Here is a 14,645-nt window from a genome sequence, read left to right as displayed (position 1 = left end):
TTATTTTGTATACTAAAGTCCCAAAGGGACGTAATGTTTATAGATTAATTATTTGTGAAGATATAAAGCCTCATAGAGGCGAAATATTATTGGCGTAAAGCCATCCTGAAGCAGCTTATGATAATTAATTTTGTATACTATTAAAATAAAAATATCTCGCTCTGCTAGAGCTTTAATACATTGGAATATTTTATTGACTATAAACATTCCGCTCCTTTGGAGCTATTGTTTTAACCTTTTTCAGGTTTTAAATCTTCGAGAATTGGTGTCGCAATAGTTTTTATTTCCTTTTGAATTTTTTCGTTTTTTTGCTCAAAAACTATAATATTGTTTTTGCCTTTTTTAAGCCAGCATCCGGGCACATAAAGTGTTTGTTGTGGCCCAACGCTCCAGTATCTTCCAATATTGATTCCGTTGATGAAAACAATTCCTTTGCCCCAATCCCGCATATCCAGAAATGTATCTCCTGTTTTATTTAGGCTAAAAGTTCCCTGATATAAAGTTGGTCGGTTTGTTTTTCCTGAATTTTTATAAGACGTCAAATCCGGTTCTTTATTCATTGGTAATTGATACATTTCCCAATTTCCGGTAATAGTTTGTCCGTTGATAATTACGGGACTTATAATTCCTTTATTATTGGCATTAATTTGAGAACCGTAATTGATGCGTCCCATGTTTTCCACAACAATGTCTAAAGTTGCATTAAAAGGAACTTCAATTTCACAATCGTACTTCTTGTAATATCGGTTTAATTCGGCCACCTTTTTTCCGTTTACATATACGATCGCATAATCACGTAATCCGTTCAGTTCTAATTTTCCGCTGATGGGTTGTGTAAATTTTTTGCTGTACCAAACATAACCATCACCTTGATTTAGTTGCTCGAATGTTTGCGGATTATCTTCAATTACCGGATTAATTTTAGCTTTTAAATCTGCTAAATCAACGGACTTGGTTAACGCGATATTGGGAATCGTGATCACAGGTATTTTTGCCGGAACAGCAGGAGTTTCAGGTGTTTTTAATAATTCTCTTAAAGCATTATATTTTGGAGTTGCCCAGCCGGCCTCGCTAATTGGTGCATCATAATCATAAGAGGTCATGTCAGGTTGAATATCGTGTTCTTTGTCATAATTTGCCCCTGAAGTAAAGCCAAAATTAGTACCACCATGAACCATATAATAGTTGAAGGAAACCTGATTGTCCAGGTATTTTTTAGTTTGACGAACGGTTTGTTCGGGTTTTTGTATTGGGAATGGTTCTGCCCAATGATCTAACCATCCCGGATAAAATTCGGCTACCATATAAGGACCTTGGTTGTTATTAAATTGATTTACTACTGCTTTTAATTTTACAACATCATCTTCGCCGTTGGCTGTTGGTAAAGCTCCCGGCAAGGCACCGCCTTCAAAAAGCCAGCTTCCGTCAGAAGTGAAAAACGGAACTTCAAAACCAACATCTTTTAATTGTTGAAAAACAGCCGCACTGTATTTTTTGTGCTCTTCAAGCGAAACATCTTTACGTTGCGCGACATAAGAACCAAATTCGTTTTCACCCTGAACCATAATAATAGGCCCGCCTTTGGTAATTTGTAAAGCTGCAACCTGATTGTACAACTCTGTAAAATAAGCTTTTGTAGCCGTTAAATATGCCGCGTTATTTCCACGAATAACCATATTTGGAACGTTTTGCAAAAACCAGGGATAACCGCCAAACTCCCATTCCGCACAAACGTATGGACCTGGACGAAGAATCACGAATAATCCTTCTTCCTGAGCGGTTTTAATATATTCTGCTAAGTTTTTATTTCCCGTTTTAAAATCCCAAACTCCCGGGCTTACTTCATGATAATTCCAAAATACATAAGTTGCCACTGCATTTAATCCCATCGCTTTCATCATTTGTAAACGATGACGCCAATAAGGCTGTGGAATTCGTGAATAATGCATTTCGCCTGAATGGATTTGTATTGGTTTTCCATTCAATAAAAAATTCCCATCACTTATGGCAAATGTTTGTTTTTGTTGCGCGGATATCGAAGATACAAGGAAGATAGAAAAGAGGAGAGTGATATAAACTTTTTTCATTTTTTTTAAAATTAAGGAGAGGTAAATAAACAAGAGAGCAAGATATGAATTGTGCTCTCTTGTTTCACCTAACTAACCAATAAATATTTATTCTGAAAACTCTAATTTTTGTAATTTGTTCCAGCCACCACGTGTGAAATCCGGAATTTCTACGGGAACGGAACCTTTATCAAGAGAAATTTCGGTTAATGGACCTAAACAAGACCATTCGGCTAAATCGTAAACATCCATATCTAACGGAAGTCCTTTTTGAAGGCAGTGGATCAAACGATAATCCATTACGAAATCCATTCCGCCATGACCACCAACTTTTTTGGCTTGTTCTTCGATATCTTTTACAATAGGATGTTTGTATTTTGCCATTAAAGCTTTTTTTACTTCTTCAGGAACAAAGGAATGTGCACTTAATTTTTCGTGATTCGGCTTAACATCATCACCTAATTCTTTTCCATCCAAAGCATAACCTTCTAACGGATATTTGTTTGCAAAACCTTTTGTTCCGCTCAATTGATACATTCTGCTATAGGGACGCGGAGAAGTTACATCATGCTGAATTTGAATTGTTTTCCCATTTTCGGTACGAATCATGGTCATCGTATGGTCTCCATTTCTGAAATCTTTTATTTCCTGACCTGATTTTTCTTTAATATAAGCAGGGTTTCCAACTGCTTTTGTATCCATAGAAACAAGGAAATTCATTTTATCACCACGATGTATATTCAATGCCTGACACGCTGGCCCCATTCCATGAGTCGCATAAACATCACCGCGGTGTTTGATGTTATAATCCATTCTCCAGTTGTTCCAGTATTCTCCCCAGAATGGCTGTAAACCGTGAATGTAAGACCCTTCAGCATGAAGAATTTCTCCAAATAAACCTTGTTGCGCCATATTTAAAGTTGTTAACTCAAAGAAATCGTACACACAATTTTCAAGCTGCATACAATGTTTTCTTGTTTTTTCAGAAGTATCAATAAGATCCCAAATTTCTTTCATCGTCAATGCGCCCGGAACTTCAATTGCCACATGTTTTCCATCTTTCATAGCCTGAACGCCAATGATAGCATGATGTTTCCAGTCTGTTGCAACGTATACTAAATCAACATTTGGAAGTGTCGTTACTTTTCTCCAGGCATTTTCATCTCCAAAAAATTCCTGTGCTTTTGGAAGTCCCGCTTTGGTTACAATTTCATTTGCCGATTGCGTATTTTTTTCTAACATATCACAAAGTGCTACGATTTCAACTCCCGGAATATGTGTCATTCTTTCTACGGCTCCTGGACCACGCATTCCAAGTCCGATGAAAGCGACACGAACTGTTGGAATTGGTGCTGTAGCTAAACGCAAAACATCTTGCTGACCTTTTGGACGGTTAGGCGTCTTTGTCTTGATCATTTGTGCCGATGCAATCGTCCATCCGAACAGAAGAAAAAAGACTATTGTGAATTTAAAAAGAGTAGTTTTCATAGGTAGCTTTATTTTCGAAATCATTCTTTTACGGTAATTTGGTAAAATCGATTTCTGGTTTTTTATTGTTTAAAGGTCTTGTAAATGTTGTTTTTGGCGTTGTATAATTATTGAAAAAACCTCCGTCTTTTAAATAGAAAGAATTTTTTTCAAGTCCGCCGGCAAAATCCATTCGGTATTCTTTTGCTCCGGTATTGTCTGTTGTAAATCGCGCCGAATTGATCTCAGACCAATTTCCTTTTTCATCGCAAATCCATTGATTATTGAATAAAACCCGACGAGATAAATCGCCTTGTTCGGGAACAAAATTTTCTAAAAAGGAATGAAATCTTTTTAAATAAGTACTCGTTTGAGGGCGACTGAAACTTGCAATTAACAGCCATTTATTCAATTCTGGCGCATAAAGATAGGCAGTATAAGTGGTATAATTATTTCCTTCCGGGATTCCTTTTAATAGAAATTTATAAGTCGTTCCGGCTTTCCAATTGTATTTCAGATAACTTTGACCACCAGAACCTTCGTTTCCGAATTCGCCAGTGTGAACGTTTTTACCTTTTTTTAGTAGTTTAATTTTATGAGAATCAGGAATACTATTTGAATCATCGGTTGAAAACGGGCTCCAAACGGAGAATAAAACTCTTCTTTCGGTTGCTGAGTTTACCTGAATTCCAAAGTAACCTTCGCCAAAACCATTGGCCATAAAATAAGAACCAATTTTGTCCTCGTTTACAGGAATGGTCATTTCATTATAATACCATTCGGCATTTATGTTTTCGGGAACCTGATAATTTAAATGTACCGATGGGCCGCGACGCCCCCAGTGATAAAGATTCCTTTCGTTATTTGGGACATATGATATTTTGCCATCATAATCTGTACTCGAAATAGTAAGGCGATTTATAGATGGAAAACGATCTCCGGTTTTACTGATTCCTTTTATTTTGATGGCAACATAACCTTCCTGGTTGATTTTCCAATTTCCAACAATTATTGCTTTTTTTGAAGTGGTAAATTTTACTTTTTTGATTTCATTCCCAATTGAAAACTCCAATTCTGATTTTCCAAAAACTTCAACAGATTCTTCGACCGTAATTTGAAAAGTTCCAGGTTTTGAAACTCTAAAATAAGCTGTGAAATATTCACTGGAATCTGTCCAGTTTTCAATTCCGTTATCCGTAATGGTATTACTTCCGTCGATATGTTTTGAACTAAAAGTATTTCCCGCCAAAGGAAATGAAATTATCGTTTTCGGATTTTCGACAAGTATTTTTTTAACCGAATCGATACCATTTGAATAGGAAAAAGATCCGAACAAGAAAGCAAGGGATGTGTAAAATAAATTTTTCATTTGCTGAATAATTTGTTTGTTTTTTGAAGGACCTCTCTAATGAACCAAATTAGAGAGGCTTCAAAAACAAACAATTCTAAATAATTAAAACTTTTGAATTTAAATTCACATACTAATTACTAAAGAATATAAAGTTCGGCTATATGCCTGTTATTTGCTTAGCCTTTTAATTAATGGTGTAACGTGTTTTTTTGTGTCTTCATCCAATGATGATAATGCTTTTTCTCCTTCTGCCGGAGCAAATTTTGTCAAACCAATTATGCCTCCTGCAATTACATTGTAAGATTGATTTTTGATGCTTTCCTCCATTAATGCTTTATAAGCTACATCACCTGTAGCAGCCAATTTTATAATCGCATTCGCTCTTGAAATTGTTTTTTTGTCATTTTTAGCAATGTCAAGCAAGGTTTTAATTACTTCCTCTTTGATTTGATTATCCTCCAAATCAATTGCCTTGATACTAAGTACTCGCAAATCATCTTGTTGATCTTTTAATCCGGCTAAAAGGATTAGTTGAGCGTCGTGGCTTTTATCTGTGATAGCATATTTTATCGCTTCAATTCGGTTGTAATACGTTGGAACATTTTTGTATTGATACAAATAATCCGCTATTTTTTTGTTGTCTATAACTTGTCCCACTAAAATTTTATCAGGATCAAGATCTACAAAGGTAGGTTGAGATGGAATGTCAAAACTGAAATGTTGTTCTCTCTGATCAATTAAAATTTCTTTTCTGATTTTTGTTCCATTCACATAATAATCCACTTTTAATGGGAGACTAAACGTCTGAACGGTACTTTCCTGAACTTGTTTTACAGCGATGGTTGCTTTACCATTTATATATCCGTATTCAATATTCAGAATAGGATTTCCGCCCTGATAATACCATTGGTTAAAATACGGACTCCAGTCTTTGCCGGTTACTTCTTCCATCGCCAGACGCAATTGGTGTGTTTCTCCCGATTTATAGGCATTTGTTGTCAAATAATGGTTTAAAGATTTGAAAAACGCTTCGTCACCCATTTGATTTTTGATTGCATATAAAATGATAGAACCTTTTGAATAGCTGATATTGTCAAACATATCATCTTTGTTTTTATAATGAAAACGAGCTAAAACAGGGCTATCTCCATTTTTTTGAGAGCGCAAATAGTTTTGTAATTTTTCATAACGTGATCTGTCTTCGCCATCTTGCCCGGCATCGTGTCCGTGCCAAAGTACTTCTCCAAAAGTGGCAAAAGACTCATTCATGGTTAAATTCGACCAGGATTCAGCGGTAACATAATCTCCAAACCACTGATGAAAAAGTTCGTGGGCAATAGTACTTTCTTGATTGTCATCAAGTAATTCTCTTTCTGTCTTTTGCACATAAGCACCGTGAACCGTTGCCGAAGTGTTTTCCATTGCACCTCCAAAATAATCAGTTACAACAATCTGCGAATACTTTGCCCAGGGATATTCGACTCCCAGCATTTTGCTGTAAAAGTTCATCATATCTGGTGTTTTCCAGAAAATTTGTTTGGCATAAGGTGTATATTTTGGTTCCAAATAATAGCTAACTTCTTTACCGTTATAAGTGTCTTTATATATTTTAAAATCTCCAACGGCCATCATAAATAAATACGGCGCATTTGGCTGGTCCATTTTCCATACATCTGTTCTTGTTCCGTTTTTATTGACTTTTTGAGAAGTTAATTTTCCATTAGAAAGCGTTGTGTACTTTGAATCGACTGTCATTGCGATTTCAGAAGTTGTTTTTTGATTTGGTTTGTCAATGGTAGGAAACCAGGCTGAAGAAGCTTCCGTTTCACCTTGTGTCCAAATTTGTACAGGCTTATCTTCTTTTCCATCAGGGTTTATAAAATACAATCCTTTTGAATCCGTAATAGATTCGCCGCCTTTTGTTTTTAGCTCATTAGGTTTTGCGATGTAATCAATGTAAACAACGTATTTTTCAGTGCTTTTATATTTTTTGTTTAAAGTAATAAAAACCTGTTCGCTGTCCTGAGTGTATTTTAATGGTATAGTTTTTTTTGCCATCAATGATCGCAATTTCTTTGAATTCCATTCCTTTGGCATCTAAAGTAAGCTGATCCGTTTCGTAAAAATGAGGTTTTAAAGTAATCCATTCTTTTCCATATAAATAACGTTTTCCATAATCAAATGAAACGTCTAATTTAGTATGAATCAAATCATGAACTTTTAATGTAGTAACTCTGTAAGTAGTTAATTCGTCTGCTTTTTGATCTGTATTTTGTGCTTCCATTTTTTGACCCATAATGACAACAAGGCTAAAAATGATATATTTTAAAAAGAGCTTTTTCATTTTATAATTTTATAAAGTTTGTTTTTGATGATGATTAAAATGTTTTCAGTTTAAAGTTTTTCTATAATTATAACTTCGCCATCTTTTTCATCTTCAGTTAAATTATTGGATGGTTTTTTAGTGTAAACCGCTAAACACCATTGAACAATTTTATTTGTCGGATATAATTCTGCCTGATGTCTAAGCCATTCTTCTGCTTGTTTTGAAGAAGAGGTTTTTTCGATAGCCCAGGCCGAAACCAATTGATTTGCCGGTAAGAAGTTCATTACTGTATTATCAATTTTTGGATTGAATGCAACGATTTTTTCTAAAGATTTTTTAGCCGTTTCAGTATGGCCAAGACTTGTAAAACATTGATAATCCAGCCAGTTTTCCAGTCTTTCATCGATATTTTCATCGTATGGTTTTCCAACTCCCAGGTTCTCCGGCCATAATTTTGCTTCGCCAATAAATTGAAGTGCTTTTTTATACTGCTTATTTTTCATTTGTGCCAAAGCCTGCATCAGTTTGGCTTCATGATACAATTGTCTTCCACTTGTTGCTCCTTCAAAAGGAAGAATTTTTAGTTTTGTTAAAAAGGCATCCGCTTCAGCGTACTTTTTATTCAGTAAAAGCGTTTTACCATATAACATTCCCACCACATAATTTTCAGTATGATGTTTGTAGAATGGCTCGATAGTAGCCAATGCTTTATCATTTTGTTTTTGGATGATATAATGTTCCGCCAATAATTTTGGATATCTCCAACTTTGAGGATCTAATTTGATTGCCTGTTGAAGGCTTGTAATTACCAATTGAGAATCATCTTTGAATAAGGAAGTTTTTGCAGCATAAAAAGCCGGATCATTTGATTTTGATGCACATTGTAAAAACAATTCTTTTGCTTTTGAAATGTTGTTGCGATTCCATTCGATCAAAGCCAAATGGTATTTTAATTGCCATTGATCATTCGTCTTAATCAGTTTTTCAAGAATTTCGGCCGTTTCACCACGGAAAGGAAAACTAATTCCGGGTTGAATTTTACTTAAATCAACTGCTTTGTTTTCTAAAAATGATTTCCAATATATAATTTCAGCACTTGGAGCCGCCACTGAAAAAACTTTCAAGGCTTCATCCGTACGGCCCAGATGCTGATACCAAATACCTAATTCAAGATAAGTCTGCTCCGGCATTTCATTTTGAATTAATGAAGTGAAATTCAATTTTGAAGCATTTGAATTGTTCCAAAGGAATTTTTCAAAACCAACAAAATGATTTAGAGGATCAACAGCATTAATTTTATCTAAGAGCGAATTTGCTTTTTCAGATTTGTTTTGAAGACGATAGATCACCGCTAATAATTGTAGACCTTCCAGATTATTCTGATTGTTTAACAAGCTTTTTTCAGCATATTCAATTGCTTTCGTCTCATCGTTTTCTGCAAAATAAATTTTACTCAACGCAGTATAGGCCGAACTTCGAAATTCAACACTTGCAGCAGCAATATCAAAACCATCCTTTGCATCCGTTACATTTCCTAAATGAAGATTTGCAAGACCGTAATAATAATTGGCTGCAGGATTATAAGTGTCGATTGATAATGCTTTGCTCGCTGTAGCAACAGCTTCTTTGTATTCCAATTTTCTGATTTGCAACCCAGCCAAATCCGAAAGGACAGGAGCGTAGTTGGGATCTTTTTTAAGACAGGCCGTTAAGAATTCTTCTGCTTTTATATAATCTTTAAAACTGATGTAGCTTTTTCCCTGCAGATATAAGCCGTAAACCGAATTATTATCAAAATCTTTTGGAACTTCTAAAGGTCTGGCCAGATTACCATCTTCAGGAGCTGAATTCCAAACCAGTTTATTATCGCCAAGAACCAGTTTTAATTTGTTTGAATCAACAGAAACGGGAATCGAATCTTTGAATAATTGTAAAGTATTTAAGGTAATTTCTTTAGAATAAACTTTTTTACCATTATCAAAAACTTCTAATTTTTCATTTAATTTTTGAAGAGGAGAAAAATAGATTTTTAACCAGCCATTTTCGTTTTTAACATTGACAGCACCGTAATTATTCGCTTTTACAAAACCTTTAGTTTGTTTTACCGGAAACCAATATTCTGTCCAGGCATCTGTTTGATAAGGTGCAAAAGAGCGTTGTTTAAAAGGCGTTAAATTACTGCCTTCGCTCGCCTGATTAAATAATCTTCCGCTTTGTACTTCAACATATTGTCCATCAGTGTCGGTCAATAATTTTTCCCAGATCATGCCTTGCTGTGACAGCCCCCATATCCATATTTTTTTACCGGGTTTGTCATCGTGATTACCATATCTTCCCATTCCGAAATCTTCGTCATGGTAATAGCCTCCAAAGAAATCATTGTATTTACCAAAAACATGATATGACTTGTAACCGCCAAAATCATTGTTTTTATAAAAGGATAAATCCTTACCGTTTTCTTTGTCAATTGGCCACGAATTATGCTCGCCATTATGTCCAATATAACTTTGTCCCGGGTAGATAAATTGTAAGTTTTGGGATGCCTTAATTCCTGTATTCATCCAGGTATAATAAGGTTGTTCAAATTCAGTTGAGTTGAACCAAAATGAATTCGTTGTAAAATAAGCTTTATCTTTTGGTAAATTGATGTCTAATTTCCATGAAGTACGCGTCAGTAAATCTAATACGCCAATAACGCAGCTGATACTTCCATCTTCTCTGGTTATTATTTTATAATCTACGGGAGTCGCGCAATTTGGCGTGTGGCCGATAATTCCGTAATTCCCTTCAACACCGCCACTTGTCCATGGACCGCGCATAGCGATATCCCTGAATTTGATTACATGATTGTTGTAAATAAAATCTTTTCCGGTTGATTTTTCAACAGCCGACCAGACTTTTCCACCAATTTCAGGAAGAATCATCAGTTTGATATAATCGTTTTCGATTTCAATTACTTTCCATTCTTTTTGAACCGGTTTATCTGTAAAACCATCAAAACGGAAATAAGGATACACTTTTGTATCTGGTTTCGGAATTGGATCAGGATCGGAAAAAGGATACGTGGTAAAGACTTTTTTATATTCCTTAAAGGTTGGTTTATTTTGTGCGGTGACAAAGAGGCTTCCAAAGAGTAAAATAGATAGGAAAGGTTTAAGTTTCATATGGAGAGCTATTTTTTTGAGGTTTTAGATTTTATGAAGTCCCGGCGGGACGTTATATTTATAGAGATAATAGTTTGTTTCAAACGAACCCCATCGGGGTGACATTTATTTGATAATTGAAATTGTAATGCCGCTCCGCTGGAGGCTATAAATATGCCGCTCCGCTGGAGCTTTTTACAAAACCATATAATTTGGCTATAAATATGACGCTCCGCCGGAGCTTTAACTTATTTAATAATTAACAACCATCCTTTTCCTTTACTTACAGGCAATTCGTCTTTTACAGTAAAAGTTTGCGCTGGTTGAAAATTAGCAACTTCAGGAGCCGTTATTGTAGCTTTTGAAGGATCGATTCCCAGTTTTTTCCAGTCGATGCTTAGTTTTACTTTTACATCAGTATCAGCCCAGCTTGCAATTGAAATTAAAGTTGAACCGTTCTTTTTGTAAACAGTAGCCAATACTTTGTCATTATTTGTTCTTACAGGACAGTTTTCACTCCAGTATCCAATCATTTTGGAACCTTTGATTCCGAATGTATCCCATAACTTCCAGATAGGTCTAGGATCGGCATTATGGCTCCAAGGCATTCTGTTTGTCATTCCGTAAACCATTCCTCTCCAAGGATTTCCTCCATCCTGCAGCATTTCGCCCATTAATCCGAAAGGAATTCCGCTTACTTCGGTTAAGAAAAAGTCAGGTTGATTTTTTTCGTAATCAAAATATTCTCCAAACCAAAGTTTATTGATGTATGGAAAGTGTTCCATGTATAAGTTTGCACTGTTGTTAAATCCGTCACTTTTATTGTACTGATTGGCACTGTGTAAATCGATAATTCCCGGATGTCCATCTTTCGTCAAAACTCTTTTGATACGTTTCATCGTGATTCTGTCAAAAGCTACATCATCCAGATAAATACCATCAATACCAACGTTTTGAGTTAACCAGTTCATCCCTTCCACATAATAATTATGCCAACGGTTCATACCGCTATTTACAATGGCAGCATCCTTAATTTCAGGTACAAACCATGCTGCGATATAATCGTCGCCAACATGTTCCTGCAACCATGAGAATCCGCCTCCTTTTCCTGGAGAATAAATTTCATGACCTAAACTTTTCAGGGCAAAAGTTTCATAAGCTTTGTTTGAAACTTCTCTTACTGTATTGTAAATTTTAACTTTTAGTCCTTTTTCATGTGCTTCATCGATATAGGTTTTCATCTTTTTATATTCAATAAAAGGATAATTAATATACGGATTGATCGCATTTGCATGGTGAATATTGACTACTGTCGCACCAGTTTGCGCGATTGAATCGATTGGACTGTATTTATGATAGAATTTAGTATTCCATTGAAAATCTGTATCTATGGTGCGGAAAGGCGTAATCAATAAATTGAAGTTGTAATATAAAACATCTCCTTTTTTCATACTTCTAGCGCCGCTGTACGCATTTACCAAAACTGATTTTTGGTTTGGAGTGATAGAAATTCCACCTTTATTTTCGTTACCCCATGAAGTTGGTAATAATAATGGTTTTTGCAGATAGAAATTAGTGTTTAAAGGACGGCTGTATTTTTCATCTCTTAAAGAAAATTGCAAACCTGAATTTACATTTCCGATCCATGCACCATCCTGGTTTTTATGGGCAACATCCCATTTCCAATCAAAATTTTCAGGACGATTTCCGCCTTTTTGACCTAACCCCATCATGTATTTTGCTGATGAAGATTGCATTGGTAAATGAATATTGATATCAGTAAAAGAAGCATCTTCAAGAGCTGTAATTTTGACAGTATAATGTACAAAACCATCAAATTCAATAGAAGCATTTACATCCATCTGAAGCGATTTCGAAGTAGAAACACTTTCCCAGGCTATAGTTCCTGCTTCTTTTTTAAGGAATTTAACCCCTGTGTTTTTCCATTGAAGCGATTCCTTCCCAGAAGCATCAACAAAATGAAATGCAATTGGAGCACTCAAAATAGCATTGGCTTTTGTACCGATAACAGTCATTTCCGGTGTGAAGAAAGTCTGAATTTGAGCAGGAAAACCATCAGTTCCTAAAATTAATTTTCTTCCTAATAATGAAATTTCAGAACCTTTTACTGTTAAGGGAGTATAAGGCGAAATAACAGTATTTCCCTGAGCTAAAGTCGAGTTTAACCATTTTAGGCGCGTCATTTTTTCAGGACTGTCTATTCCACCATTTTTAGTTACCTCGTTCGTTACTTTTATCTGAAGTGTGATTTCTTTTGATTTTCCGTCAGCAATAACAGTAGCTTTTCCTGTGTAAGTTCCGGCAGCAGCAGTTTCCAGTACGTCAACACCGCACCACATAGCCTGTACTTTTCCTTTTAAAACCGATACAGTAGCAGCAAAAATAGATTGGTCGTAACGGACTCCATCTGTATTGATACAATTGATATTCTTTGCTTCAATTACAGCTCCAGTTTCATTTTTTAAATCTGAAAACTGAACTTTTACATTGCTTAAATTTTCTAAGGCATAAACACCTAATTGAAAAGCTAAATATTCACCTTTCATTGCTGTATCAGCAAAACTATTTTGAACTCCCTTTTGAATCCATCTTTGAGGTAAATCATTTTTCATTCGGATAGAATACAATCTGTCTTCGGGAAAAATTAAAAAGGAATTGCCACTGTTTTTAGCAATGATGTCTTTGGTTTCTGCCGCAGTTGCAATGACCTCCATTGGGTAAAAACTATTAAAAGAATTTACACTCTGAATTTCTGAAACCGTGCAATTGTCTTTTAAATTAGTTTTGATTTTAGATAACCATGCAGCATCAGCTTTATTTTCAGGTTTTGCATAAACTCCTTTAGGATAATTAGCATCTCCTTCATCAATATAAGGCATGTAATAAACGTAATATGTTCCTTTTCCTGAAACTGGCTCAAAGTAAATCGTACCGTTTTCCCTATTTATGTTTTCTGTTTTTGTGTTTGGAATTTCCTTTCCATTCGCGTCCTGAACTATAATTCTTTTAAGTTCCGGGTTTTCATCTCTTCTTCGCCATTCAATAGTAGTTTTGGCAACATTATCTTTTCCGGTAAATTCAACAACAACACGGTGATTCCCTAATAAATTAGGATTCCAGCTGTCGTTGCCATCTGTATATTTTATTTGTGCAGCCAATGGAATACTGAAAATGCAAAGACATATAATCAATATTCGGTTAAGAGTTTGTCTGTTTTTTAGGTTTAGTTTCATTGTAATTTAATATTCAGGTTTAAAAGGTGTAGTTAGTTTGAAATTTAGTATACGGCTTTCCATCCATTTTTTTTCCAGTAAGCAATAATGGGTTTGTAAGGCCCGTATTTGTGTTGTTCTTCGGTAAAATTATCCTGAAAAGGACTATGTGAGTAATCGATAGGTTTACCCATTTTATTAGGATAATCGAATGTTTTTGGGTTTGGTCTTGAATGTATGGCGTCATCATTTACAAAAGCTGCAATATCCAATGCTTGTTGATCTGTTAAATAAGGTTTTCCAATCGTCACTTTATCATAAGGCATATTGCTTTTTAACCATTGTGCCTGTTTGATAACGCGGTGCATGCTTGAACCTGGCTGGTAGCCGTATTCTCCCCAAAGCGGTGGATAAGTATAACCTGATTTATCAGCATTGTATACTCCTTCGCCGTTATTTCCGTGGCAACGGGCACAATTTTCAACAAACAGTGTTTTTCCTCTTTCCGGACTTGCAGCCACATCAGGAAATTCAATTTCTAAGTTTTTAGCTCCTTTAAAATCGCCATCTTTTGGAACAAACTTGCTGATCCATTTAAAGTAAGATAAAAAGGCCACCATTTCGTCACTATCAAGCGGAAGCGGTTTTCCAGAGTGTGGGCGCATAATGCAATTATTTACGCGTTCGGCAAGTGTAAGTACCTTATTTTCTCGTCCACGATATTGTGGATAATTATCGTGTGAAGACATTAAATTGAAGGCATAAGGTTTTGTACCTGCATCCTGATGACAATTGGTACAGTTCATTTTATTGCCTAAATATTTTCCTTTAACACCATTTGGACCAATATAATAAGCTGTTTTTAGCATCAATTCTCTTCCGTAACGTACCGATTCTCCAAATTTATCGTCCGGAATTTTAGATATATCGATCGTAATATAGGAATCATCTTCAGTCGTTTTTTCTGCTAAAGTTTGAGAATTTGAAGTATTGCAGGAATTGAAAACAACAATTGGCAATGCCGAAAAAATACCAATAAGAATTATTTTTTTCATGTCT

The 14,645-nt window shown here is 35.4% G+C and carries 8 protein-coding genes; all 8 read right to left on the bottom strand.

What is annotated here, in order from left to right; genetic code table 11:
• Nucleotides 1–230: 230 nt before the first annotated feature.
• The gene (locus IHE43_RS18895) at nucleotides 231–2,087 is read right to left on the bottom strand and encodes a beta-galactosidase family protein (RefSeq protein WP_192185341.1); all 1,857 of its coding nucleotides are present in this window, start codon (nucleotides 2,085–2,087) and stop codon (nucleotides 231–233) included.
• 87 nt (nucleotides 2,088–2,174) lie between these two features.
• Complete coding sequence (locus IHE43_RS18890; RefSeq protein ID WP_192185340.1) at nucleotides 2,175–3,554, bottom strand: Gfo/Idh/MocA family protein; 1,380 nt, start codon at nucleotides 3,552–3,554, stop codon at nucleotides 2,175–2,177.
• A 28-nt stretch (nucleotides 3,555–3,582) separates the two neighbouring features.
• The gene (locus IHE43_RS18885; protein ID WP_192185339.1) at nucleotides 3,583–4,902 is read right to left on the bottom strand and encodes a DUF3472 domain-containing protein; all 1,320 of its coding nucleotides are present in this window, start codon (nucleotides 4,900–4,902) and stop codon (nucleotides 3,583–3,585) included.
• A 150-nt stretch (nucleotides 4,903–5,052) separates the two neighbouring features.
• Nucleotides 5,053–6,942 carry a M1 family metallopeptidase gene (locus IHE43_RS18880; RefSeq protein ID WP_225585212.1) on the bottom strand — a complete coding sequence of 630 codons (1,890 nt, stop codon included), beginning with the start codon at nucleotides 6,940–6,942 and terminating at the stop codon, nucleotides 5,053–5,055.
• Nucleotides 6,866–7,228: a hypothetical protein gene (locus tag IHE43_RS23730; RefSeq protein WP_225585210.1), complete on the bottom strand. Its 363-nt coding sequence runs from the start codon at nucleotides 7,226–7,228 to the stop codon at nucleotides 6,866–6,868. Before IHE43_RS23730 ends, IHE43_RS18880 begins: the two co-directional genes overlap by 77 nt.
• A 50-nt stretch (nucleotides 7,229–7,278) precedes the next feature.
• Entirely contained in the window at nucleotides 7,279–10,374 is a 3,096-nt protein-coding gene (locus IHE43_RS18875; protein ID WP_192185338.1) for a DUF5107 domain-containing protein, read from the bottom strand.
• A gap of 227 nt (nucleotides 10,375–10,601) precedes the next feature.
• The gene (locus IHE43_RS18870) at nucleotides 10,602–13,607 is read right to left on the bottom strand and encodes a glycoside hydrolase domain-containing protein (RefSeq protein ID WP_192185337.1); all 3,006 of its coding nucleotides are present in this window, start codon (nucleotides 13,605–13,607) and stop codon (nucleotides 10,602–10,604) included.
• Nucleotides 13,608–13,651: 44 nt separating this feature from the next.
• Nucleotides 13,652–14,641, bottom strand: coding sequence for a c-type cytochrome (locus IHE43_RS18865; RefSeq protein ID WP_192185336.1), 990 nt, complete (start codon nucleotides 14,639–14,641; stop codon nucleotides 13,652–13,654).
• Nucleotides 14,642–14,645: the final 4 nt, after the last annotated feature.

This window comes from Flavobacterium sp. MDT1-60 (assembly GCF_014844035.1).
Lineage (GTDB): Bacteria > Bacteroidota > Bacteroidia > Flavobacteriales > Flavobacteriaceae > Flavobacterium.
The sequence above is the reverse complement of the archived record's forward strand: the minus strand, read 5'-3'. Positions and strand labels throughout refer to the sequence as shown.

Bases quoted from the DNA above. Each gene is read 5' to 3' on its own strand.
- IHE43_RS18895 (WP_192185341.1), bottom strand. From the start codon at position 2,087: ATGAAAAAAGTTTATATCACTCTCCTCTTTTCTATCTTCCTTGTATCT.
- IHE43_RS18890 (WP_192185340.1), bottom strand. From the start codon at position 3,554: ATGAAAACTACTCTTTTTAAATTCACAATAGTCTTTTTTCTTCTGTTC.
- IHE43_RS18885 (WP_192185339.1), bottom strand. From the start codon at position 4,902: ATGAAAAATTTATTTTACACATCCCTTGCTTTCTTGTTCGGATCTTTT.
- IHE43_RS18880 (WP_225585212.1), bottom strand. From the start codon at position 6,942: ATGGCAAAAAAAACTATACCATTAAAATACACTCAGGACAGCGAACAG.
- IHE43_RS23730 (WP_225585210.1), bottom strand. From the start codon at position 7,228: ATGAAAAAGCTCTTTTTAAAATATATCATTTTTAGCCTTGTTGTCATT.
- IHE43_RS18875 (WP_192185338.1), bottom strand. From the start codon at position 10,374: ATGAAACTTAAACCTTTCCTATCTATTTTACTCTTTGGAAGCCTCTTT.
- IHE43_RS18870 (WP_192185337.1), bottom strand. From the start codon at position 13,607: ATGAAACTAAACCTAAAAAACAGACAAACTCTTAACCGAATATTGATT.
- IHE43_RS18865 (WP_192185336.1), bottom strand. From the start codon at position 14,641: ATGAAAAAAATAATTCTTATTGGTATTTTTTCGGCATTGCCAATTGTT.